The sequence below is a fragment of the Micromonospora sp. NBS 11-29 genome (assembly GCF_002140155.1).
Taxonomy (GTDB): Bacteria; Actinomycetota; Actinomycetes; order Mycobacteriales; family Micromonosporaceae; genus Micromonospora.
Window position 1 is genome coordinate 50,201 of the sequence record NZ_NAPR01000012.1, and the last position, 21,367, is coordinate 71,567.

The window sequence follows — 21,367 nt, forward strand, 5'->3', positions numbered from 1 at the left end:
TCCAGCGCTGCGTCCGTCCCCGTTTCCCCGGTGTCCCCCGTGCCGGCGGCGCTTCCGCTGACCGCCACCCAGGAGGGCATCTGGCTGGCCGAGCTGCTCGAACCGGGCGAGTCCGGCTATCACGACACCGCGGTCTCCCGGGTGGTCGGCGAGCTGGATCCGGACGCGTTGCGCGCCGCGTTGTCCGACGTCCAGCGCCACCACGAGGCGCTGCGCTGCCGGCTGGTCACCACCGACGACGGCGTGCCCACGCAGGTCTTCGACGTCGACGCGGTCGACTGGTCCTACCGGGAGGCCGCACCCGGCACGCCGGTGGAGCGGCTGGTCGGCCTGGACAGCAGCGAGCCGTTCGACCTGGCGGAGGGTCCGCTGTGGCGGGTCCGGCTGATCCGGACCGGTCCGGCCGAACACGTCCTGATCGTGGTCACCCACCACCTCGTCACCGACGGCTGGTCGCACGGGGTGTTCCTGCGTACGCTGCTCGCCTGCTACCTGGCCCGGACGCAGCAGGTCGGGCCGGCGCTGCCGGCCCCGGCGCTGAGCTACCACGACTGGATCGTCGACAAGCTGCGGCGTGAGCGCGACGCGCGACACCCCGAGCGGGTACGCGAGGCCGCCGCCCGGCTGGTCGACGCGCCTCGCCGCTGGGCGCCGGCCGGGCTGACCGACGGTGTGGCCGGGCGCCGGGCGACGCTGCTGCCGGTGCCGCTGCCGGCACCACGGATCGCGGACTTCCGGCAGTCCTGCCGGGCGTTGCACACCACGCCGTACATGGCGCTGGCCGGGCTCTTCGCGCTGTTGCTGGCCCGCCGCACCGGCACCGGCGAGGTGGTCGTGGCCGCACCGGTGGCCCACCGGGCCGATCCGCGCACCGCGCCCCTGATGGGCTGCATGATCGACGTGGTGCCGGTACGCGTCGAGGTCGACCCGGCCGGGCCGGTCCGCGACGCGGTGGTCGCCGGCCGGGCCGCCACGGTGGCGGCGCTGCGGCACCTGGACGTCCCCTATCGCGAGATCAGCCGCGCGCTGCGGGTGCCGCCGGGCGACGCGGACCCGTTGACCAACCTGTCCCTGGAGGAGTTCAACGCGCCGATGGGCACCCACCGCTTCGCCGGCCTGGAGATCGAGGCGTTGCCCCGGGTCGGGCTGCGGACCCGGCACGACCTCTCGCTGAGCGTGCCGGCGGGGTTGTCGCAGCCGCCGGAGCTGCTGGTGCCGGCGGGCCGCTGGCGCCCCGGCACGGTCGCCGCGCTGGCCGAGGAGTTCGCCGAACTGGTCGCCGAGGTCTGACCGACCGCCCATAACCCCGGCATAACCGGCGCGGGCTAGCGTGCCCGCGGAGGTGGCAGTCATGCCGAGTTCGTTTTCCCGTTTCCTCGACGAGGCGGAACTGGCCAAGGTCCGGGAGTTGTACCTGGAGTCGCTCGACGCGCTGGACGACGACGAGGACGACGAGGTGGAGCCGGCGTCGAACGTCGCCGCCACCGGTGGCCCGGACGCGACGAGCCGAGAGAAGGCCGATTCCGGTGAGACTCACTGACCAGCAGCTCAGCGAGTACGAGCGGGACGGCTTCCTCCTCCTGCCCGGGTACTTCTCGGCGGACGAGGTCGCGCTCCTGCGCTCGGAGCTGCCCACCGTCTTCGGCATCGACTCCCCCGCGCTGATCCGCGAGGCGGGCAGCGGCGTGGTCCGCGGAGTGCACGGGGTGCACGAGACCAACCCGGTCTTCGGCGCGCTGGTGCGGCAGGCGCGGCTGGTCGAGCCGGCCCGGCAGCTGCTCGACGACGAGGTCTACGTGCACCAGTTCAAGATCAACGCCAAGCTCGCGCTGATCGGCGACGTCTGGGAGTGGCACCAGGACTTCCGGTTCTGGCACTCCGAGGACGGGATGCCCGAGCCCCGGGCGCTCACCTTCGGGCTCTTCCTCGACGAGGTGGACGAGTTCAACGGCCCGCTCATGCTGGTGCCCGGCTCGCACCACGGCGAACTGGCCGAGGTGACCCGCCAGCCGGGCGCGGAGGGGTGGGCGAGCACGCTGACCTCCTCGCTGAAGTACCAGGTGGGGGCCGAGACGCTGGCCCGGACCATCGGCGACGGCACCATCGTCGCGCCGAAGGGGCCGGCGGGCTCGGTGCTGCTGTTCCACAGCAAGATCCTGCACGGCTCGGCGCCGAACATGTCACCGCGTAACCGGACCATCGTGCTCACCACGTACAACAGCGTGTCGAACGCGCTGGCCGACGTCCCCGAGCCGCGTCCGGAGTTCCTGGCCAGCCGTCGGCCGGTGCCGCTGACGCCCGCCGACGCCCTCGCGCCGGTCTGACCCGCCCGACCACGAGGCACCGGGCGACCGCCGCACCGCGCACCAGATCCGAGGAGAAGCCCGTGACCACGGTGGCGCAGCCGTCCGCCTGGAACGCGACCGCCGAGCCGTTCCCGCAGGTGCCGCTGCCGACCCTGCTCGCGGCGCAGGCCGCCCGCACGCCGGCCGCGGTGGCGCTGGTCGCCGGCGCGGAGGAGCTGACCTACCGGGAGCTGGACGCGCGCGTCAACCGGCTCGCCCGCCACCTGATCGGGCGGGGCATCGGCCCCGAGGACGTGGTGGCCGTGGCCCTGCCCGGGTCGGTGCCGTTCCTGGTCGCGGCGCTCGCCGTACTGACGTCCGGAGCGGCCTACCTCCCCGTCGACCCCGGCTACCCGGCCGAGCGGATCCGGTTCATGCTCGACGACGTACGCGCTCCCGCGCTGCTCACCGTCGCCGCGTACGCCGACGGCCTGCGTCCGCTCGGTGCGCCCACCATCGTGCTGGACCGGCCGGAGTTCGCCGCCGAGCTGGCCGGGCTGGCCGACGGCCCGGTCGGCGACGACGAGCGGGTCGCGGCGCTCTCGCCGCTGCACCCGGCCTACGTCATCCACACCTCGGGCTCGACCGGGCGGCCGAAGGGGGTGGCGATCAGCCACCGCTCGGCCGTCAACTACCTGACCTGGGCGACCCGGGCCTACCCGTCCTGCGCCGAGACCAGCGTCCTGCACTCGCCGGTCACCTTCGACCTCACCGTCACCACCCTCTTCGCGCCGCTGCTGGCCGGCGGGCGGATCCACGCGACCGGCACCCGGGGCGGGCCGGCGGCGCGGGCCGCGCTGCGCCGGTCGCCCTGCGCGTTCCTCAAGGCCACGCCCGGGTTCGTGCCGATGCTGGCCGCCCTGCCGCCGGAGTTCTCACCGAGCGGCGACCTGGTCCTCGGCGGCGAGGAGCTGCTCGGCGACACGCTCGCGCAGTGGCGTCGGCAACACCCCGGGGCGACCGTGGTGAACGAGTACGGCCCGACCGAGGCCACGGTCGGGTGCATGGAGTACCGGATCGAGCCGGGCGACGCGGACCTCGCCGGCCCGGTGCCGATCGGTCGGCCCATCGCCAACACGCGCGTACACGTCCTGGACCGTGACCTCGCGCCGGTCGCCCCCGGCGAGCTCGGCGAGCTCTACGTCGCCGGCGCCGGCCTGGCCCGGGGGTACGTCCGACGGCCGGGCCTGACCGCGGAACGCTTCGTGCCGTGCCCCTTCGGTCCCCCCGGGGAACGGATGTACCGCACCGGCGACCTGGCCCGGTGGACGCCGGAGGGCCAGCTCGTCTACGCCGGACGGGTCGACGAACAGGTCAAGGTGAACGGCTACCGCGTCGAGATCGGCGAGGTCGAGGCGGCGCTGACCGGGCAGGAAACCGTCGCCCGGGCCGCGGTGGTGCTCCGGCCCGGTGCGGGCGGCGGGCGGCTCGTCGGCCACGTCACCGCGGCCGACGGCCTTACGCCGGACCCGACGCGGCTACGGGAGGAGCTGGCCCGGCAGTTGCCGCCGTTCATGGTGCCGGCCGAGATCGTCGTCCTCGCCGAGCTGCCGCAGACGCCGAACGGGAAGATCGACCGGCGGGCGCTGGCCGCCCGGGAGACGCCCACCGACGGACCGGCCCGCTGAGCCGTGCGGTCTCAGCGGGCCGTACGCGGGTGGTGCGCTCAGATGCCGACCGGCACGCGGCGGGGCAGGACCGTGGCGAGGTCGAACCCCGCCTCGACGAGTTCGCCGCGGATGGCCCGTCCGTGCAGGCGGACGGTCGACTCGTCGAGACCGACCTTGAGTTCCCGGCGCAGCCGCGTCGAGCAGATCCCGTACCACCGTTGCACCTGCGACAGGTGCCCGAGGTGGCCGTGCACGGCCATCAAGATCCGGTAGGTCTCCTCCCGGAGCGGCTCGATGGCGAGCATCTCGCGGCAGCGGTCGAGCACCGCGAGGTGGTCGCCGGCGGCCAGGTGCGTCTTGACCAGACGTTCCAGTGCGAGCAGGGCACGGCTGCGCAGCCACATCCGGTGCACCTCGGCCCAGTCGAGGTCCACACCGGGCAGGAAGTCGCCCCGGTGGACGTCCATCGCGGCCGCGAAGAGCCGGGCCGCCTCCACGCCGTCACCCCGGGCGTCCGCGGCGCGGCCCCGGTCGATCAGATCGTCGAAGACCTCGAAGTCCACCCAGACGCCCTCGGTCTTCAGGACGTAACCGAGCTGGTGGGTGACCAGTTGCAGGGACGGCCGACCGCCGTCCGCGTCGGGGTGCTCGCAGGCGTGCTGAAGCTGACTGACCAGCGCGGCCCGCAGCATGTGCACGGCGACCTTGAGTGAGCTGGAGTTGCCCGACCAGCCGGTGTCCGGCCACAACGCCTCGTACAACGTCTCGCGCGACAGGACCCGACCCCGGTTGAGCAGCATGAACTGGAACAGGACGCGCGCCTTGCCGGCCCGCCACCGGTCGATCTCGTGCCCGCCGGCACTGAACTCGAAACCGCCGAGCGTACGCACGACGACGGACGACTCCGGCGGGACACCGTCCACGTATTCGTCCAGTGCGACGGATGAACTGCGCACACAATTCCGGCTCATTTTCCCGATGCCCCTTTCGCTACTCGGCAGCGGCCTTGCCGGTGGCAAGTAGATCACTCGAAATGGGAACGGGAGAAACCCCTCGGCACCCCTACGACACCCCTACTCGAACGGCGACGTAACTCAGGACATTGACACCGGGCACGGTCGGTGAACCGGGTGGCGGCGAAGGTCAACATGCCCGGTGGCCTCCCGAACAACGTCGTGACCCAGTGCCGCGCCGACAGCACCGAAGGTAAGGGTCCACCGAAGCCACGCACCGGTGACACGACCGGCACCCGCCGCTTTCACATGTGGACGACGGTAAATTCTCTATACCGCGACGACTACCGGAGGAATTCGTTTCTCAAGAGGAGCGAAGAAGGCCGCGACTTGTGACAGCGGGTCGAAGTCCGGGCGCATGCGGGCCCGTTCACGGCGGCGGCGCGTCGGTGCTGCCGCGTACCGTCAGGGTGGTGGCGAGTTCCAGCCCGGTTCGCTGGGTCTTCTCGCCGCGCCCGAGAGCGAGTGCCAACTCGGTCGCGGCCACGGCCATCTGCGCGAGCGGCTGGTGCACGGTGGTCAACGGCGGGTCGACCAGTGCGGCGATGGGCAGGTCGTCGAAGCCGACCACGCTCAGGTCGGTCGGGACACGGAGGCCGAGTTCGCGCGCGGCCTGGTAGACGCCGACCGCCTGGAGATCGTTGCTGGCGAAGATCGCGGTCGGGCGTTCCGCGCGGCCGAGCAGGCGCAGTGCCGCGCCGTGGCCGCCCTCGGTGGTCAGGCCGGCACGAGCCACCAGGTCGCCGACCGGCAGGTCGGCCACCTCCATCGCGGAGCGGAAGCCGTCGAGTCGGGCGCGGCAGCACAGGATCCGGTCGTGGCCGGCGATCATGGCGATCCGGCGATGTCCCAGTCGGATGAGGTGCCGGGTGGCGGATCGACCACCTGCCCAGTTGGTCGCCCCGACGAAGGGAACGCCGTCGGGCAGCTCGCTGGTGGGGTCGAGGACCACGAAGGGGATGCCTCGGGCGCGCAACTGGTCGCGCTGCTCGCCGGACAACTGGGCGACCGAGATGACGCAGTCCGGACGGCGGGCGAGCGTGTCGTCGATCCAGTACCGCACCGCGTTGCGCTCCGGACCGAACTCGGTCACCACCACGCCCACCCGGTTCTGCCGGGCCACCCGCTCCACCCCGCGGATGACCTCGATCCCCCACATGTGTTCGAGCTGGTCGAAGACGAGTTCCACCAGGTTGCTGCGGGTGGACGAGGCGGGTCTGCGGTATCCGTACCGGTTGATCAGCGCCTCGACCCGGGCGCGCGTCTCCGAGGCCACGCCGGAGCGACCGTTGATGACCTTCGACACCGTCGGAATCGACACCCCGGCGGTCTCCGCGATGTAGGAGATCGTCACGGGTCGACCCGGGGCATCGCCCGCCTCGGCCGGCACGGCGACCTTCTCGTCCGGCTCGGCGTGTGACAACCTGACTCCTTCTGACGCCAGCCCCGGACCCTTCGCGCCCGGCCGGTGGCCGCGCGGGAGGCGCCCGCACGCCGCAAGGATAGCCGTCCCGCCGGCCGCGAACGGCTCGCGACGACCCGCCCGGAAACTTTCCAGGCGATCGACCGGATCTTTTCCAGCGTTACCGCAGGCAAGAGGCTCCTTCACGGGCACTCGCGGTGAATTCATAGACAGGCGTCAACGAAATGAGTAGTCTTCCAAGCGAAACTTTCTGCGAAAGCGGAAGGCTTGATCGCTGCGGGAGCCAGGCAGCGCCGGCGGAGGCAGAGGGCAGCGTCCGCACCAGACCCATCCCCGCGCCCACCACGGCGCACCCGGCTGACCGTCGTCCGGACGGCACCGATCCCTCACCCCTCGACCGTGATCGACGGCGGGCCGCCGCAGGTGCCGACGGCCCACCGTCCGCAGCGGTCGATCCCCACGGCCAGAGAGAGCGCGATGAGTTCGCAGAGCACACGAAAGTTTCGTCGAAGGGTCGGCGCGATCGCCGGCAGCCTGGCGGCGCTGCTGGTGGCGTCCGTGATGACGGCCGTGGGCGCGCAGGCGGCCGCGGGCTGCCGGGTGGCGTACGCGGTGCCGTCGCAGTGGCCCGGCGGGTTCACCGCCTCGGTGACCGTGACCAACCTCGGCGACCCGGTCGACGGGTGGCGGTTGGCGTGGACGTTCCCCTCGGGGCAGCGCGTCACCCAGGCGTGGAACGCCACGGTCACCTCGTCGGGCAGCCAGGTCACCGCGACCAACGTCAGCTACAACGCCGCCGTCCCGACCAACGGCACCGCGTCCTTCGGTTTCAACGGGTCGTGGTCGGGCAGCAACACCGCGCCGGCCGGCTTCACCCTCAACGGCGTCACCTGCACGGGTGATGTCGGCGGCACACCGTCGCCGACCGCGAGCCCGTCGTCGACCCCCTCCCCCACCCCGACGCCCACCGCGTCGCCGTCGACTCCGCCGCCCCCGACCGGCAACCCGATGGCCACGGTGGCCGCGATGCAGCCCGGATGGAACCTGGGCAACACGCTCGACGCCATTCCGGACGAGACCGCCTGGGGCAACCCGCTGACCACCCAGGCGCTGCTACGTCACGTCCGGTCCCAGGGCTACCGCAGCATCCGGCTCCCCATCACCTGGAGCAACCACCACGGCCCGGCGCCCGACTACACCATCGACGCGACGTGGATGAACCGCGTCCGCCAGATCGTCGACTGGGCCCTCGCCGAGGACCTCTACGTGATGATCAACCTCCATCACGACTCCTGGCAGTGGCTGAACACCTATCCCGCCGACCGGACCGCCGTCACGAGCCGTTACCGAGCACTGTGGACGCAGCTCGCCACCACGTTCCGCGGGCACTCACCGAAGCTGGTCTTCGAGAGCATCAACGAGCCGCAGTTCGCCGACACCACCGACGCGCAGGGTGACACCGCCACCCGGGAACTCAACACCGAGTTCGTCCGGCTGGTCCGCGCGACCGGCGGGATCAACACCACCCGGCTGCTGGTCCTGCCCACCCTGCACACCAGCGGCGAGCAGGCCCGGCTGGACGCGCTGGCCGCCGGCATCGACCAACTCCACGACCCGAACCTGGCCGCCACCGTGCACTTCTACGGGTGGTGGCCGTTCAGCGTCAACATCGCCGGCGGCACCCGCTACGACGCCAACGTCGAGCAGGACCTCATCAGCACCTTCGACCGGGTCCACGACACCTTCGTCGCCCGCGGCATCCCGGTCATCATCGGCGAGTGGGCGCTGCTCGCCTGGGACCACACCCGGCCCGGCATTATCGAACGGGGCGAGTTCCTGAAATACCTCGAAGCGGTCGGCTACCACGCCCGCATCCGCAACCTCACCACCATGCTGTGGGACGCCGGCCAGTTCCTCGAACGCACCGAGCTGCGCTGGCGTGACCAAGGCGTGTACGACATGCTCAAGGCGAGCTGGACCACCCGCTCCGGCACCGCCTCCACCGACCAGGTCTACGTGCCGCGCACCGGCGCGATCACCGCGAAGTCGCTGACGCTCAACCTCAACGGCCTGACGTTCCGCGGCCTCTGGCAGGGCGGCACCCAGTTGGCCAGCGGCACCGACTACACCGTGTCCGGCACCACCCTCACGCTCACCCCGGCGGCGCTGACCCGCCTGGTCGGCAACCGGGCGTACGGCGTCAACGCCACCATCGAGGCCCGCTTCTCCCAGGGCGTGCCCTGGCGGATCGACGTCATCAGCTCCGACCCGCCCACCCAGTCGGCCGCCACCGGCACGACCAGTTCCTTCATCATCCCCACCCGGTTCCGCGGCGACCAGCTCGCCACCATGGAGGCCACCTACGCCGACGGCAGCCCCGCCGGCCCGGCCAACTGGACGCCGTACAAGGAGTTCTGGAGCACCTTCCAACCCGACTACACCGCCGGCACCATCATCCTGAAACCGGAGTTCTTCGCCGAGGTCAACGACGGCACCGTCACCCTCACCTTCCACTTCTGGAGCGGCACGAAGATCACGTACCGCATCACCAGGGCCGGCACCTCGGTGACCGGCACGACCGGCTGACGCGCGGCGGCGCCGCAGTCCGTANCGGTCACCGGCTGAGGTAGGCGGCCAGGCCGCCGAGTTCCTCGCTGGCGATGAAGACCGAGCGGACGTTGATGACGGCTTCCTCGACGTGGATGGAGCAGCCCCACGCCGAGTCGCCCCACGAGTCGGCGACCTTGATCTCGGCACGGGCGGTGCACCCGCCGCTGCCGCCGAGCTGGCACCGCTCGGGGCGCGGGCTGGCGGCCTGCGCGGCGGCGGCGGCGCGTACCCGGGCGGTGAGTTCCGCGGCGACGGCGGCGCGCTGCTCGGCCTCGGCGCGCAGTTCCCGTTCCGCCCGCACCACCCGGGCCAGCTCGTCGTGGGCGGCCCGGGCCCGGGCGTCGGCGGCCGCCTTCGCCTGCTCGATGTGGTGGCGTTCGACGGCCAGCGCGGCGGTGTCGGCGAAGACCCGGGCGAGGGCGAGGTCCGTCTCCTGCGGAACCCGAGGCACCCGGTGGTACATGGCGAACGTGCCCAGCAGGCTGCCGTCCCGGCCCAGGATCGGCGTGGACCAGCACGCGCCCAGCCCGGCCCGCCGCGCCAGGTCACGGAAGTCGACCCAGAACGGGTCGGTGGCGACGTCGGTGACGATCACCGGTTCCCGCCGATGTGCGGCGGTGCCGCAGGAGCCGACGCCCTCACCGGTGGCGATCCCGTCGATGGCCTCGTTGTAGAAGTCGGGCAGGCTGGGTGCCGCGCCGTGGCGCAGGTGCCGGCCGTCGGGGTCGGCGAGCAGGACGGAGACCAGGACCTCCTGCGGCGCCAGGCGCTCGATGCACCGGGCCATCCCGTCGAGCACCTCGGCCAGCGGCGCCTGCCGGGCGATCTGCTCCACCAGGGCCCGGTGTTCGGCCATCAGCCGTTGCGCCTGCTTGACCTGGGTGGTCTCCACACCGATCACCCGGATCCCGGTCACCGCGCCGTGGGCGTCCCGCCGGGGTTCGTACGTGAAGTCGAAGAACGTCTCCCGCGCGTCCGGTCCGGTGCCCAGCACCACCCGGACGTCCCGGCCGGTGTAGGGCTCGCCCGTGCGACGGACCTCGTCCAGCAGGTCGAGGAAGCCCTGACCGGCCAGCTCGGGCATCAGGTCGCCCAGCGGCACCCCGGTCCGCGCGCGGTCCTCGCCGATCGCGGCGAAGAAGGCGGGGTTCGCCGCCTCCACCAGGTGCGTCGCCCCGCTCAGCAGGGCGAACACGACGGTGGACGGCCCGAACAGCGTCCGCAGGTCCTCGTCCGCCGAGGGCCGGGCAGCCGCCGGTTCCGCAGCGGCGTTCCGCTGGCCTGGCACCGCCGTCATGTCGTGGTCCGCCTCTCTACCGGTACGTGGTGACCGGCTCGACGATCCGACGCGTCGGTGCGACGACTGGCGTCCGATCGGGACACCGGCCACGCCGGAGAGGGTATCGAACGTCCGTCGGACGATGGCGGCACCCGGTCACGACCGGCGTCGGGCGACCGCCTGGATCTCGACGAGCAGGTGCGGGTGCGGCAACTGGTGCACGGCGACGGTGGTGCGGGTGGGGCCGGTCTCGTCGAAGTACTCGGCGTAGACCTCGTTGTAGCCACCGAAGTCGTTCATGTTCACTAGGTAGCTGGTGAGCTGGACCAGATCGGCCAGGTCGGCGCCGACGGAGCGCAGGATGGCGCGGATGTTCTCGATGACGGCCCGGGTCTGCACCCGGATGTCCAGGTCGGTGACGCCCATCGCGTCCACCGCGGCGCCGGCGATGGTGTTGTCCGGCCGACGGCTGGACGTGCCCGAGACGAAGATCAGGTCACCGGCGACCGTGACGTGCGGGAACCGGCCGCGCGGCGTGGCCAGGCCGGGCACGACGCCGCCGCGGTCGGTGGACGCCTCGCTCCGCCCGGTCACGATGCGACCCGCAGCGACGCCGTGCCGAGTCCCTCGACGGTGACCCGGACGTGCGCACCGTCGCGCAGCGGCACGGCGGCGGTGGCCGCGCCGGCGAGCAGGATCGAGTCGTCGGCCAGCTCCCCGCCGTCGGCGCCGACGAGCCGGACCGCGTCCGGCAGCGCCCGCCGGGGATCGCCGAGAATGGCGGCCGTCGACCCGACCTGGACGACGCGCCCGTCGACCTCCAGCAGCACGCCCAGGTTGTCGATGCCGTCCGGCACCGGCTGCCAGGCCCCGAGCACGAAGCCGCTCGCCGAGGTGTTGTCGGCGACGACCTCGGGCAGTGTGAAACGGAAGTCGACGTACCGGGAGTCGATGACCTCGATCGCCGGCGCGACCGCCGCGACGGCGCCGCCCCGGACCAGGAAGGCGACCTCCGGTTCGGCCTTCGGGTGGATGTGGTCGCCGAGCCGGATCGTGCCGCCGTCGGGAACGCGCATGGCGTCGGTGAGCCGACCCCAGATGACCTCGTCGACGCCCATCTGCGCCATCTTGGCCCGGCTGGTCAGCCCCAGCTTCACCCCGATCAGACGTTCCCCGCGGGCCACCCGGTGGGCGACCACGGCCTCCTGCACCCGGTACGCGGTGGGCACGTCCAGCCCGGCGCCGAGCTGCGGGACCGCGGCCCGGCTGGTCGCCGCGGCGTCGAGGTGTGCGGCGAGCTGGTCGACGGTCTTCATCGGTTCCCTCCGGTCGGCGCGGTCCGGGCGTCGGCGGCGACCAGGTCGAGGGCGACGTCGACGATCATGTCCTCCTGCCCGCCGACCATCCGGCGGCGGCCCAGTTCCACCAGGATCGACCGCACGTCGACCCCGTACCGCTCCGACGCCCGTTCGGCGTGGCGCAGGAAGCTGGAGTAGACCCCGGCGTAGCCGAGGGTGAGCGTCTCCCGGTCGACCCGCACCGGCCGGTCCTGCATCGGCCGGACCAGGTCGTCGGCGGCGTCCATCAGCGCGAACACGTCGCAGCCGTGCGCCCAGCCGTGCAGTTCGGCGACGGCGACGAACACCTCCAGGGGCGCGTTCCCGGCCCCGGCGCCGTGCCCGGCCAGGGACGCGTCGACCCGGGTGGTGCCGTGCTCGACCGCGGCGACGCTGTTGGCCACGCCGAGGGACAGGTTGTGGTGCGCGTGGATGCCGATCTGCGTGCCCGGGTCGAGAACCTGCCGGTACGCGTCGACGCGCTCGGCGACGTCCCGGGTCAGCAGCCGGCCACCGGAGTCGGTGACGTAGACGCAGTGCGCGCCGTAGGACTCCATCAGCTTCGCCTGCTCCGCGAGGGCCGTCGGCTCGGACATGTGCGACATCATCAGGAACCCGGAGACGTCCATGTCGTTCTCCCGGGCCCAGGCGNTACGCTGGTCACGCCGAGCGCCTTCGCCGCCCTCAGGTCGGCGATGGTGCCGATGCCGGGCAGCAGCAGCGTGGTCAGCCGGGCGGTGGTGACCGCCTCCGCCGCCGCCGCGATCCAGTCCGCGTCGGAGGCGGCGCCGTGCCCGTAGTTCACGCTCGACCCGGCCAGGCCGTCGCCGTGCGCGACCTCGATCGCCGCGACCCCGGCCGCGTCGAGCGCGGCGGCGATCGACCGGACCTCGTCGACGGTGAACTGGTGCCGCACGGCGTGCATGCCGTCGCGCAACGTGACGTCCTGGATGTACAGCCCGGTCATGCCGGCACCTTCCGCTCGGCGCGTCGTGCGACCATCCGCTCCGCCGTGCGCAGCGCGGCCGACGTCATGATGTCGAGGTTGCCGGCGTACGCCGGCAGGTAGTGCCCGGCCCCGGACACCTCCAGGAACACCGACACCTGCACCCCGGTGAACCGCTCACCCACCGCGGGCACGTACGCGTCGACGTCGTCGAACTGCACCCGCTGCTTCAACCGGTAGCCGGGCACGTACCCGGCGACGTCAGCGACCATCGCCTCGACCGACGCGGCGACCGCCGCCCGGTCGACGTCGGCGTCCGGGCACAGGCAGTAGACGGTGTCCCGCATCATCAACGGCGGTTCCGCCGGGTTCAACACGATGATCGCCTTGCCGCGTCCGGCGCCGCCGACCACCTCGATCGCCCGCGCCGTCGTCTCGGTGAACTCGTCGATGTTCGCCCGCGTTCCGGGGCCGGCCGACCGGGACGCGATCGACGCCACGATCTCGGCGTACCGCACCGGCGTCACCCGGCCGACGGCGGCGACCACGGGGACGGTCGCCTGACCGCCGCAGGTCACCATGTTGACGTTCGGCTCGTCCAGGTGCTCGTCCAGGTTCACCGGCGGCACCACGTACGGGCCGACCGCGGCCGGGGTCAGGTCCACCACCAACCGGCCGTGTTCGCGCATCAGCGCGGCGTGCCGACGGTGCGCGCCGGCCGACGTCGCGTCGAACACCACCCCCACGTCGGCGAACTCGGGCATGGCGAGCAGCCCGTCGATGCCGTCGGCGGTGGTGGCCACGCCGAGCCGGCGGGCCCGAGCGAGGCCGTCGGAGTTCGGGTCGACCCCGACCATCGCCACCATCCGCAGCGACTCCGACAACCGCAACACCTTGATCATGAGATCGGTGCCGATGTTGCCCGACCCGATCACCGCCACACCCGTACTCACCGGTGCACCTCCCCACTGAAACAGACCCGAACCGAACCCAGACCGGAGATTCGCGCCTCGTACGCGGCGCCGGGGGTGACCGGCACCATCGGGCCGAGCGCCCCGGACAGCACCACGTCACCGGCGGCCAGCGGGCTGCCGGCGGCGGCCAGCCGGCGCGCCAGCCAGGCGACCGCGTGCACCGGATTGCCCAGGCAGGCGGCGCCGGCGCCGACCGACACCGGTTCGCCCGCGTGTTCCAGCACCATCCCGGCCAGCCGCAGGTCCACGTCGGACAGCCGGCGGGGCCGGTTGCCGAGCACGAACAGGCCGGATGAGGCGTTGTCCGCCACCGTGTCCACGATCGAGATGTCCCAGTCGGCGATCCGCGAGTCGACGATCTCGATCGCCGGCAGGACGTGGTCCGTCGCCCGGATCACGTCGACGGCCGTCACCTGCGCGTACGGCAGGTCCGCGCCGAGCACGAACGCGACCTCGGCCTCCACCCGGGGCTGCACCAGCCGGCCGAGGTCGATCTCGTCGCCGTCCGGGACCGCCATGTCCGCGAACAGCACCCCGAAGTCGGGTTGGTGAACGCCGAACGCCGCCTGCACGGCCGGCGAGGTCAGACCGATCTTCGCGCCGACCCGCCGCCGGCCCGCCGCCTCCCACTCGGCGACCTGCGCCCGCTGCACCTGGTACGCCGCGTCGACGTCCCCGACCGGCAGCAGGTCGCCGCGCAGCGGCGCGACCGGCGTGCGGGTCTCGTAGGCGGCCCGGAGCAGGCCCGCCGCCCGCGTGACGTCACTCATGACAGGTCCACGCAGACATTCGTCAGCTCCGAGTAGAAGTTCAAGGAGTGCACGCCGCCCTCACGGCCGACGCCGGACGCCTTCACCCCACCGAACGGGGTCCGCAGGTCCCGCAGGAACCAGGTGTTCACCCAGACGATCCCCGCGTCCAGGCGGGCGCCGGCCCGGTGCGCCCGCCCCACGTCGCGCGTCCACACGGTGCCGGCCAGCCCGTACTCGCTGTCGTTGGCCAGGGCGAACGCCTCGTCCTCGTCGTCGAACGGCGTCACGGTGCAGACCGGGCCGAACNGACGTACGCGCCGCCGTCGCGGGCGTCGCCGAACTCCGGTACGCCGCCGCCGGCGAGCACGGTCGCGCCCTCGGCGCGGGCCAGGTCGTGGTAGCCGAGCACCTTCTCCCGGTGCTTGTGCGAGATCAGCGGCATGTTCACCGTCGACTCGTCCGCCGGCCAGCCGTACGCCAGCTCGTCGGCCCGCTTCGCCAGCCGGGTGACGAACTCGTCGAACACCGGCCGCTGCACGAACAACCGCTCGGTGCAGAGGCAGACCTGACCGCCGTTGGTGAACGACGACCGCACCGAGCCCTCGACGGCGGCGTCCAGGTCCGCGTCCGCGAAGACCAGACCGGCGTTCTTGCCGCCCAGCTCGAACGAGACGGCCTTCACCCCGTCGGCCGCCGCCCGCATGATCGCCCCGCCGGTGGCCGACTCACCGGTGAACGTGATCGCGTCCACCCCCGGGTGCCGGGTGAGGAACTCCCCGGCCGAGCCCGGCCCGAAGCCGTGCACCACGTTGAACACGCCGTCCGGCACCCCGGCCGCCGCCATCACCTCGGCCAGCAGCGTGGCCGACGACGGCGTCTCCTCCGACGGCTTCACCACCACCGCGTTGCCGCAGGCGAGCGCCGGGGCGACCTTCCACGTCAGCAGCAGCAGCGGCAGGTTCCACGGCACGATCACCGCCACCNCGTCGTGAACGACTCCGTCGGCGCCGTCGAGACGATCTCGGCGAAGGCCCGGAAGTTCGCCGCTCCGCGCGGGATGTCCAGCGTCCGGGCCTGCGAGATCGACTTGCCGGTGTCGCCGACCTCGGCGGCCACCAGGTCGGCGAACCGGCGCTCCAACTCGTCGGCGACCCGGTACAGGACCGCGGCCCGTTCCCGCTCCCCCATCCGGCCCCACGGCCCGCGCACCGCCGCCCGGGCGGCGGCGACGGCGGCGTCCACGGTGGACTCGTCGGCCTCGGCGACGTAGCGGATGGTCTCGCCGGTGACCGGGGAGACCTTGGCGAAGCGCGGGCCGGACGTGTCGAACCGACCGTCGACGAAGTTCGGCAGCACGGTCGGCTCGCCGGCCGGCCGGCCGGCGAGCAGGCTAGGGGACCAGAGCCCGTCGGTCATCAGGCGTACCTTTCGGTCAGGCGGTGGTGGGCGCGGAGCCGGAGGTGTCGGCCGGGTCGGCGACCAGGGCGACCACGGCGGCGTCGACGGTGGGCTCACCGGCCACGGCGGCGGCCGCCTCGTCGGTGACCACCAGCACGGTGGTGCCGACGCCGACGTTCAGCGGGTCGACGGCGACCAGGTCGGGGCCGTCCGGCCGGACCCGGACCAGGACCAGCCGCCGGCCCTGCAACGGGGCGAGGATGCGGTCCGCCCACACCTTGCCGACGACCTCGCCGAGCACCATCAGTCTTCTCCGCGCAGGCCGGCCATGACCTCGCGGATCCGGGCGGTCTCCGGGTTGTCGAGCAGCGCCGCGGTGGTCGGGTGCGGCTTCGGGTAGACCTGCGAGCTGCGCAGTTCGCCGTGGGCGCGCACCGCGGCCTCGCCGGCCGAGACGGCCTGCCGGACGGCGGCGAGGGTGCCGCGTACGGCGACGGCGAGGTAGCCGCTGGTGACCCGTTCGACGCCGACGCAGCGTACGTCGGCGGTCTTGATCATGGCTTCGATGCCCGCCGAGAGGGCGACGACGCCGCGGGTCTCGATGATTCCGATCGCGATGTCGGATGACATGTCTGGTTCTCCTTACCGGGCGTCAGTTGCCGACGAGTTGAGGGTCGGCCGCCAGCGCGCTGACGGCGTCGCAGGGGCTGGCGAAGACGATCGAACGCACCGACCGGCTCTTGGCCCGCGCGGTCTCCTCGCCGATGTCGACGGCCTCCTCGACGGTCGCCAGGTCACCGCGTACCGCGACGGCGACGATGCCGCCGCCGAGCCGGACGACCTTGGTCACCTCGACCTCGGTGGCCTTGACCATCGCGTCGACGGCGTCGAAGACGGGGGTGAAGCCTTCGGCTTCGACGAAGCCCACGGCCATGTTCCGCATGGTTTCTCCTCTAGTGGTGGTCGCTCAGGTTCCAGGACAGGACGGCGCCGCCGGTGCCCCAGATCGGGCCGTACGCGTGCAGGTGCGCCGGACCGGCGGCCGCGCCGGCCCCCGCGGCGAAGGCCAACGCCCGGAACTGGCTGTCGGCCTGCGCCTGCCGGGCGAAGTCCTCGCGTACGGCGAGGGCCTCGTCGACCTTGCCGGCGGTGAGCAGGTCGAGGACGCGGGTGTTCCACTGCTCGTGGCCGGGTGCGCCGATGCGGTCCTGGCCGGGCTCGATCCACTCCTGCAGGAGCCCGGAGGACATCCCGGTCACCACCACGACGGCGGCACGCAGGCCGGCGTCCCGAGCCGCCGCTGCGCCGGCCCGACCGACGTCGGCGAGGGTGCCGGCGTCGGCGTAGAGGTTGCAGGACACCTGCGCCCAGCGCAGTTTCCGGTCCGGGTCGAGCAGCGCGGACGTGACGATGGTGCCGGCGTCGATCGGGAACCCCTCGTAGCGGGTCCGCCGCGCCTGCAACCCGCCGGCCTGGACCCGGTCCGCCCAGCGTTCGGTGAAGTCGACGTCGAAGCGGAGGTCGTAGTCGAGCAGGCCGTAGTCGTAGGCGTACCAGTTCTCGTCGACGTGCTGCCCGCGCGGGTTGGGGTCGCACTGGAACTGGTGGCCGAGGACGGTGAACCACTGCGTCGACAGCAGCAGCACCACGTCGGGTTCGAGGCGGCGCAGCCGGGCGCCGACGTCGCGGGCCGCGTCGGCCAGCGCCGACCAGCTCGGCGCCGGGTCGTCGGCGAGCAGGTGCGGCATGCCGGGCAGCAGCGCCCCGGCGACGATCCCGGTCCGGTCAGCCATGGTGGCTCCCCTCGGGCAGCCACTCCACCACCGCGTTGCCGGTGCCGATGATCGTGCCGTAGCCGAGCACGTCGCCGGCGACCTTGGGCCAGCCCATCGCGGCGAGCATCCAGGTGAGGCTGCCGGCCTTGGTCTCCGAGGCGGTCGCCTCGATGTGCTCGGGGATGAGCTCGCGCAGCGGCGCGGTGGGCCCGCGCCGGATCGCCTCCAGCAGCTTCATGTCCCACCGGTACTGGTGGTTGTTGTACGGGTGTTCCCGTTCCATGTCCTCGGGCAGTTCGGGCTCCTCGTGCCAGTGCAGGTGCGACAGCGAGTTGGAGGCGAGCAGCACGGCCCGCCGGCCGGTGGCCTCGACGGCCCGCCGGGTCGCCTCGCCGAGCACCTCCATCTCCTCCAGCGACGCGTCGGAGTAGAAGTACGGGTTGTTGTTGGCCGACAGCGAGACCACCGGGATGTCCCAGGCCGGGTTCGCCAGGTGCAGGGCGCCGATGGTGGCGTAGTCGACGCGTACCCGGGGATCGCGCATCGTGCGGGTGACCAGGCCGAGCCCGCCGGCCTCCTCGGCGATCGCCTCGCCGAGTTCCACGTCGGTGCGGAAGTCGTACCGGTAGCGGAACAGGTGCGGGAAGATCGGCTCGACGGAGATGCCGCGCGGGTTCGGCACGCAGTTGACGTGGTGGCCGACCATGGTGATCCAGTGCGGGGCGTGCACGATCAGCACGTCGGGATTGTGCACCTCGCGGATGCGGGCCCGCAGTCGCTCGTACGCCCAGCGCAGCGTCTNGTGTGGTGGGTGCGGGCTGAGGCAGCCAGCGACGATGCCGCACCGACGCGGCGCGGCGGAGGCCGGCTGCGGGGCCCGGGGGGCGGTGGTGGCGCCGCCCCGGGCCGGCGCCAGCGGCACCCGGAAGACCTTGCTCATGAGCGTCCCTCCCCGGCGAGCACCCGCACGTAGGAACGGTCGTGCGGGGCGGCGCCCAGAATTTGCAGCCCGTCGTCGTCGAGGGCGAGTTCGTCCGCGGCCAGGGCCGCGTCGTGTCGGATCCAGGCCCGCAGCGGCGCCGGATGTCCACCGTGGAGTTCCACCAGGGTGTCCTCGGCGAGGCCGCTGCCGGGGGCGACGTAGGCCAGTCGCCGCTGCCCGCGCCGGCCGGTGTAGGCCGGGTGGGCGGTGACGACGGTCCGCAGCCAGCGTCGCTCGTCGCGCAGCCGTCGCCGGTCGGCGGCGGTGGCGGTCGCGTCGACGCGTCCGGTGGGGTCGAGGGCGACCCCGTAGCGTCCCCGCGCCTCGTCGGCGGTCAGGTATTCCTGGGCCACGTCCTCGGCGACGTCCTCGGGCAGCCGGTCCAGCGGGTCGCCCCAGCCACCGCCGCCGGCCGACTCCATCACCAGCACGTCACCGGTGCGCATCGGGAAGCCGGCGACCTTGCCGGGGGTGGCGAAGTCGACGCGCTCGCCGTCGCCGCGCCGGATGTGGGTCACCGTGGGCGCGCCGGGCCCGCCGTGTCGCAGCCCGTACGGCGGGACGGTGGTCCGGTCGGTCTGCACCGAGTACGCGCCGCCGCTGGCCAGCAGGCGGGTCTCCCGGCGGCTACCGAGCCCGCCCCGGCGTACCCCGTCGCCGCAGGAACCGGCGCGCAGCTCGCAGGCCTCGACGAGGATCGGGATCTCGGTTTCCAGCCGTTCGACGGACTGGATGGTGGAGATGTCGCCCAGGTCGACGGGGTTCATCGCGCTGGGTCCGTCGGATTCGAGGAATCCGCCGTTGCCACCGGCCGGGTAGTCGTAGTAGAGGTATGGCCGTCCGGTGTGCTCGTCGACGCCGCCGATGAGGTTCTGGAAGGTGGTGCCGAACTGGTCCGCGGCGATGAGGTCGGGCGCCACCTGGCTGAGGGCGGCCATCACGGCGGAGATGACCCGTTTGCGGACCTCGCTGTGCGCGTTGGCCGGGGCCGGGTAGCTGACGTGGGTGACGGTGCCGGGTTCGGTGCGGACCCGCAGCGGTCGGAACGCGCCGTGGTTGACCAGGCCGCCGGGGTCCAGCGCGGACTTGACCGCGATGAAGACACCGGCGACGGTCATCGCCCGCGACGAGTTGACCACGGCCGCCACCTGGCTCGACGAGCCCCGGAAGTCGGCCTCGATCTCGTCGCCGTCGACGGTGAGCTGGCAGCGCACGATGGCGGCGTCGTAGTGGCCGTCGGTGTAGAGGTCGAGGTAGTCCTCGTAGCGGTAGGTGCCGTCGGGCAGGGCCCGGATCATGTCGCGCAGCCGCTGCTCGGTGCGGTCCATGTTGGCGGCCACGGATTCGGCGATCAGCTCGGCGCCGTGCCGGGCGACGAGTTCGCGCAGCCGGCGTTCGGCGGTGTGGCAGGCGGCGATGCTGGACTCCAGGTCGCCGCGGCGTTCCTCGGCCATCCGCACGTTGGCGAAGACGATGTCGAACGCGGCGCGGTTGGGCCGGCCCTGCTCGATCAGCTTGATCGGCGGAATGCGCAGCCCCTCCTGGAGGATCTCGGTGGCCTGGCCGGAGACGCTGCCCGGGGTCATCCCGCCGATGTCCGCCCAGTGCATGCGCACGCAGGGGAAGAGGAAGAGCTTCCCGTCGACGAAGACCGGGCTGATCAGGGTCACGTCGTTGAGGTGGCTGCCGCCGCGGTAGGGATCGTTGACGATGTAGAGGTCGCCGGGGCGCATCTCGTCGGCGAAGTCGGCGAAGATCTCGGCGACCGAGGCCGGCATGGCGATGACGTGACCGGGCATGTCCCGGCCCTGGGCGACCATCTGTCCCTGCGGGTCGAACAGCGCGCAGGAGAAGTCCTGCGCGTCGGCGATCACCGGCGAGTGCGCCGTACGGAAGATCGTCTGTCGCATCTCCCGGACGATCGAGATGAGACCTTCGGTGACGACTTCCAGGTCGATCGGGTTCACAGTCATGCGGATGCCTCACTGGTTCCGGTTCGATGCCGGTGGCGGGCTGGACCACGGTATGGCTGGACCATAATGTGGTCCTAGAGTTATATTATGAAACCTAGCAACCGAGAAGGTGGGAAGCAAGATGTCGAACGCCACTGACCTCAGCCGGGACGACGCGGCGGCGCCCCGCGAGTCCGGCACGCAGGCGCTGGACCGCGCGCTCAGCGTGCTGCTCGCCTTCCGCGGCCCGGACGCCGAGCGAAAGGTCAGCGACGTCAGCCGGGAACTCGGCCTGCACAAGTCGACCGCCAGCCGGCTGTTCCGCGCGCTGGCCGACGCCGGCTTCCTCCAACGCAACGAGGAGAACGGCAACTACCGGCTCGGCGTCACCGTCTTCGAACTCGGCGCGCGTTACCTCGCCGGCCTCGACCTGCACACCCTCGCCCGCCCCCTGGTGCACCGGCTGGCCGAGGAGGAGGGCGAGAGCGTCAACCTGTCGGTCCGCGAGGACCTCGACGCGATCTCCATCCACGTCGTGCAGGGCACCCGCAACCTCCAACTCGTCTCCCGGCTCGGCCGGCGCATCCCGCTGTGGTGCAGCGCCGCCGGCAAGGCCCTGCTGATCGACTCCGACGACGCGGCGCTGCGGGCCATGCTGGCCACCGCGCCGTTCACCGCCCTGACCGGCAACACCATCACCGATCTGGACACGTTCGTGGCCCGGATGGCGACCGTCCGGCAGCAGGGCTGGGCGCTCAACGACCAGGAGAGCGAGGAGGGCCTGCGGGTCGTGGCCGCGCCGGTCCGCGACCGTCACGGCCGGGTCACCGGCGCGATCAGCGTCTCCGGCCCGATCTTCCGGCTCGACGGGACCCGGGTGGCGGAACTGGCCGCGGCGGCCCGCCGCACCGCCGACGAGCTGTCCCGGCAGCTCGGGTACGGCTTCGGCGACGTCTGGGGCGACTGAGCCG

General features: G+C 72.5%; 19 protein-coding genes and 2 pseudogenes. 6 read left to right on the forward strand and 15 right to left on the reverse strand.

The features are described from left to right. Positions 1–30 precede the first annotated feature (30 nt). From B1205_RS15015 to B1205_RS15030, 4 genes are all read left to right on the forward strand, one after another. A complete protein-coding gene (locus B1205_RS15015; protein WP_176308616.1) occupies positions 31–1,290 on the forward strand; it encodes a condensation domain-containing protein in 1,260 nt (419 codons plus the stop codon). Between the two features lie 61 nt (positions 1,291–1,351). Further along, positions 1,352–1,540, forward strand: a complete 189-nt coding sequence (locus B1205_RS15020) for a hypothetical protein (RefSeq protein WP_140158058.1) — start codon at positions 1,352–1,354, stop codon at positions 1,538–1,540. Next, positions 1,527–2,324: a phytanoyl-CoA dioxygenase family protein gene (locus tag B1205_RS15025; RefSeq protein ID WP_176308617.1), complete on the forward strand. Its 798-nt coding sequence runs from the start codon at positions 1,527–1,529 to the stop codon at positions 2,322–2,324. Before B1205_RS15020 ends, B1205_RS15025 begins: the two co-directional genes overlap by 14 nt. A gap of 62 nt (positions 2,325–2,386) precedes the next feature. Continuing rightward, positions 2,387–3,973: an amino acid adenylation domain-containing protein gene (locus tag B1205_RS15030; RefSeq protein ID WP_176308618.1), complete on the forward strand. Its 1,587-nt coding sequence runs from the start codon at positions 2,387–2,389 to the stop codon at positions 3,971–3,973. 38 nt (positions 3,974–4,011) lie between these two features. Here the strand turns inward: B1205_RS15030 and B1205_RS15035 are convergent, their stop codons facing one another. After that, positions 4,012–4,911, reverse strand: coding sequence for an AfsR/SARP family transcriptional regulator (locus B1205_RS15035; RefSeq protein ID WP_176308619.1), 900 nt, complete (start codon positions 4,909–4,911; stop codon positions 4,012–4,014). Between the two features lie 427 nt (positions 4,912–5,338). Continuing rightward, entirely contained in the window at positions 5,339–6,391 is a 1,053-nt protein-coding gene (locus tag B1205_RS15040; RefSeq protein ID WP_254909962.1) for a LacI family DNA-binding transcriptional regulator, read from the reverse strand. A gap of 477 nt (positions 6,392–6,868) precedes the next feature. Between B1205_RS15040 and B1205_RS15045 the strand changes: the two genes are divergently transcribed. Continuing rightward, positions 6,869–8,977, forward strand: a complete 2,109-nt coding sequence (locus tag B1205_RS15045; protein WP_089156191.1) for a cellulase family glycosylhydrolase — start codon at positions 6,869–6,871, stop codon at positions 8,975–8,977. 28 nt (positions 8,978–9,005) lie between these two features. Here the strand turns inward: B1205_RS15045 and B1205_RS15050 are convergent, their stop codons facing one another. The 13 genes and pseudogenes from B1205_RS15050 to B1205_RS15110 form a co-directional block, all read right to left on the reverse strand. Then, positions 9,006–10,298, reverse strand: a complete 1,293-nt coding sequence (locus B1205_RS15050; RefSeq protein ID WP_089156192.1) for a GAF domain-containing protein — start codon at positions 10,296–10,298, stop codon at positions 9,006–9,008. 138 nt (positions 10,299–10,436) lie between these two features. After that, positions 10,437–10,874 (reverse strand): RidA family protein, encoded by a 438-nt coding sequence (locus B1205_RS15055; protein WP_089156193.1) that lies wholly within the window; start codon positions 10,872–10,874, stop codon positions 10,437–10,439. Beyond that, complete coding sequence (locus tag B1205_RS15060) at positions 10,871–11,596, reverse strand: 2-keto-4-pentenoate hydratase (protein ID WP_089156194.1); 726 nt, start codon at positions 11,594–11,596, stop codon at positions 10,871–10,873. The genes B1205_RS15055 and B1205_RS15060 overlap by 4 nt, the downstream gene beginning before the upstream one ends. After that, a pseudogene (gene dmpG / locus B1205_RS15065) lies at positions 11,593–12,584 on the reverse strand (4-hydroxy-2-oxovalerate aldolase). The gene B1205_RS15060 and the pseudogene dmpG overlap by 4 nt, the downstream one beginning before the upstream one ends. Beyond that, entirely contained in the window at positions 12,581–13,516 is a 936-nt protein-coding gene (locus B1205_RS15070) for an acetaldehyde dehydrogenase (acetylating) (RefSeq protein WP_089156195.1), read from the reverse strand. Before B1205_RS15070 ends, dmpG begins: the two are co-directional and overlap by 4 nt. Then, a complete protein-coding gene (locus tag B1205_RS15075; protein WP_089156196.1) occupies positions 13,513–14,307 on the reverse strand; it encodes a 2-keto-4-pentenoate hydratase in 795 nt (264 codons plus the stop codon). Before B1205_RS15075 ends, B1205_RS15070 begins: the two co-directional genes overlap by 4 nt. Then, positions 14,304–15,705: pseudogene (locus B1205_RS15080) on the reverse strand (aldehyde dehydrogenase family protein). Before B1205_RS15080 ends, B1205_RS15075 begins: the two are co-directional and overlap by 4 nt. A gap of 16 nt (positions 15,706–15,721) precedes the next feature. Beyond that, on the reverse strand, positions 15,722–15,991 hold the full coding sequence (locus B1205_RS15085) for a EutN/CcmL family microcompartment protein (protein WP_089156197.1): 270 nt from the start codon (positions 15,989–15,991) through the stop codon (positions 15,722–15,724). Beyond that, the gene (locus tag B1205_RS15090) at positions 15,991–16,317 is read right to left on the reverse strand and encodes a BMC domain-containing protein (protein WP_089156198.1); all 327 of its coding nucleotides are present in this window, start codon (positions 16,315–16,317) and stop codon (positions 15,991–15,993) included. The genes B1205_RS15085 and B1205_RS15090 overlap by 1 nt, the downstream gene beginning before the upstream one ends. Before the next feature lie 22 nt (positions 16,318–16,339). Further along, positions 16,340–16,630: a BMC domain-containing protein gene (locus tag B1205_RS15095; RefSeq protein ID WP_018783793.1), complete on the reverse strand. Its 291-nt coding sequence runs from the start codon at positions 16,628–16,630 to the stop codon at positions 16,340–16,342. A gap of 10 nt (positions 16,631–16,640) precedes the next feature. Continuing rightward, on the reverse strand, positions 16,641–17,480 hold the full coding sequence (locus tag B1205_RS15100; RefSeq protein WP_089156199.1) for a 2-amino-5-chlorophenol 1,6-dioxygenase subunit alpha: 840 nt from the start codon (positions 17,478–17,480) through the stop codon (positions 16,641–16,643). Next, on the reverse strand, positions 17,473–18,402 hold the full coding sequence (locus tag B1205_RS15105; RefSeq protein WP_089156200.1) for a tRNA U-34 5-methylaminomethyl-2-thiouridine biosynthesis protein: 930 nt from the start codon (positions 18,400–18,402) through the stop codon (positions 17,473–17,475). Before B1205_RS15105 ends, B1205_RS15100 begins: the two co-directional genes overlap by 8 nt. Continuing rightward, positions 18,399–20,417 carry a hydantoinase B/oxoprolinase family protein gene (locus tag B1205_RS15110; RefSeq protein WP_089156201.1) on the reverse strand — a complete coding sequence of 673 codons (2,019 nt, stop codon included), beginning with the start codon at positions 20,415–20,417 and terminating at the stop codon, positions 18,399–18,401. Before B1205_RS15110 ends, B1205_RS15105 begins: the two co-directional genes overlap by 4 nt. A 121-nt stretch (positions 20,418–20,538) precedes the next feature. On the opposite strand from B1205_RS15110, the gene B1205_RS15115 reads away from it, so the two are divergent. Continuing rightward, positions 20,539–21,363: an IclR family transcriptional regulator gene (locus B1205_RS15115; RefSeq protein ID WP_254909963.1), complete on the forward strand. Its 825-nt coding sequence runs from the start codon at positions 20,539–20,541 to the stop codon at positions 21,361–21,363. The last annotated feature ends 4 nt before the right edge of the window (positions 21,364–21,367 follow it).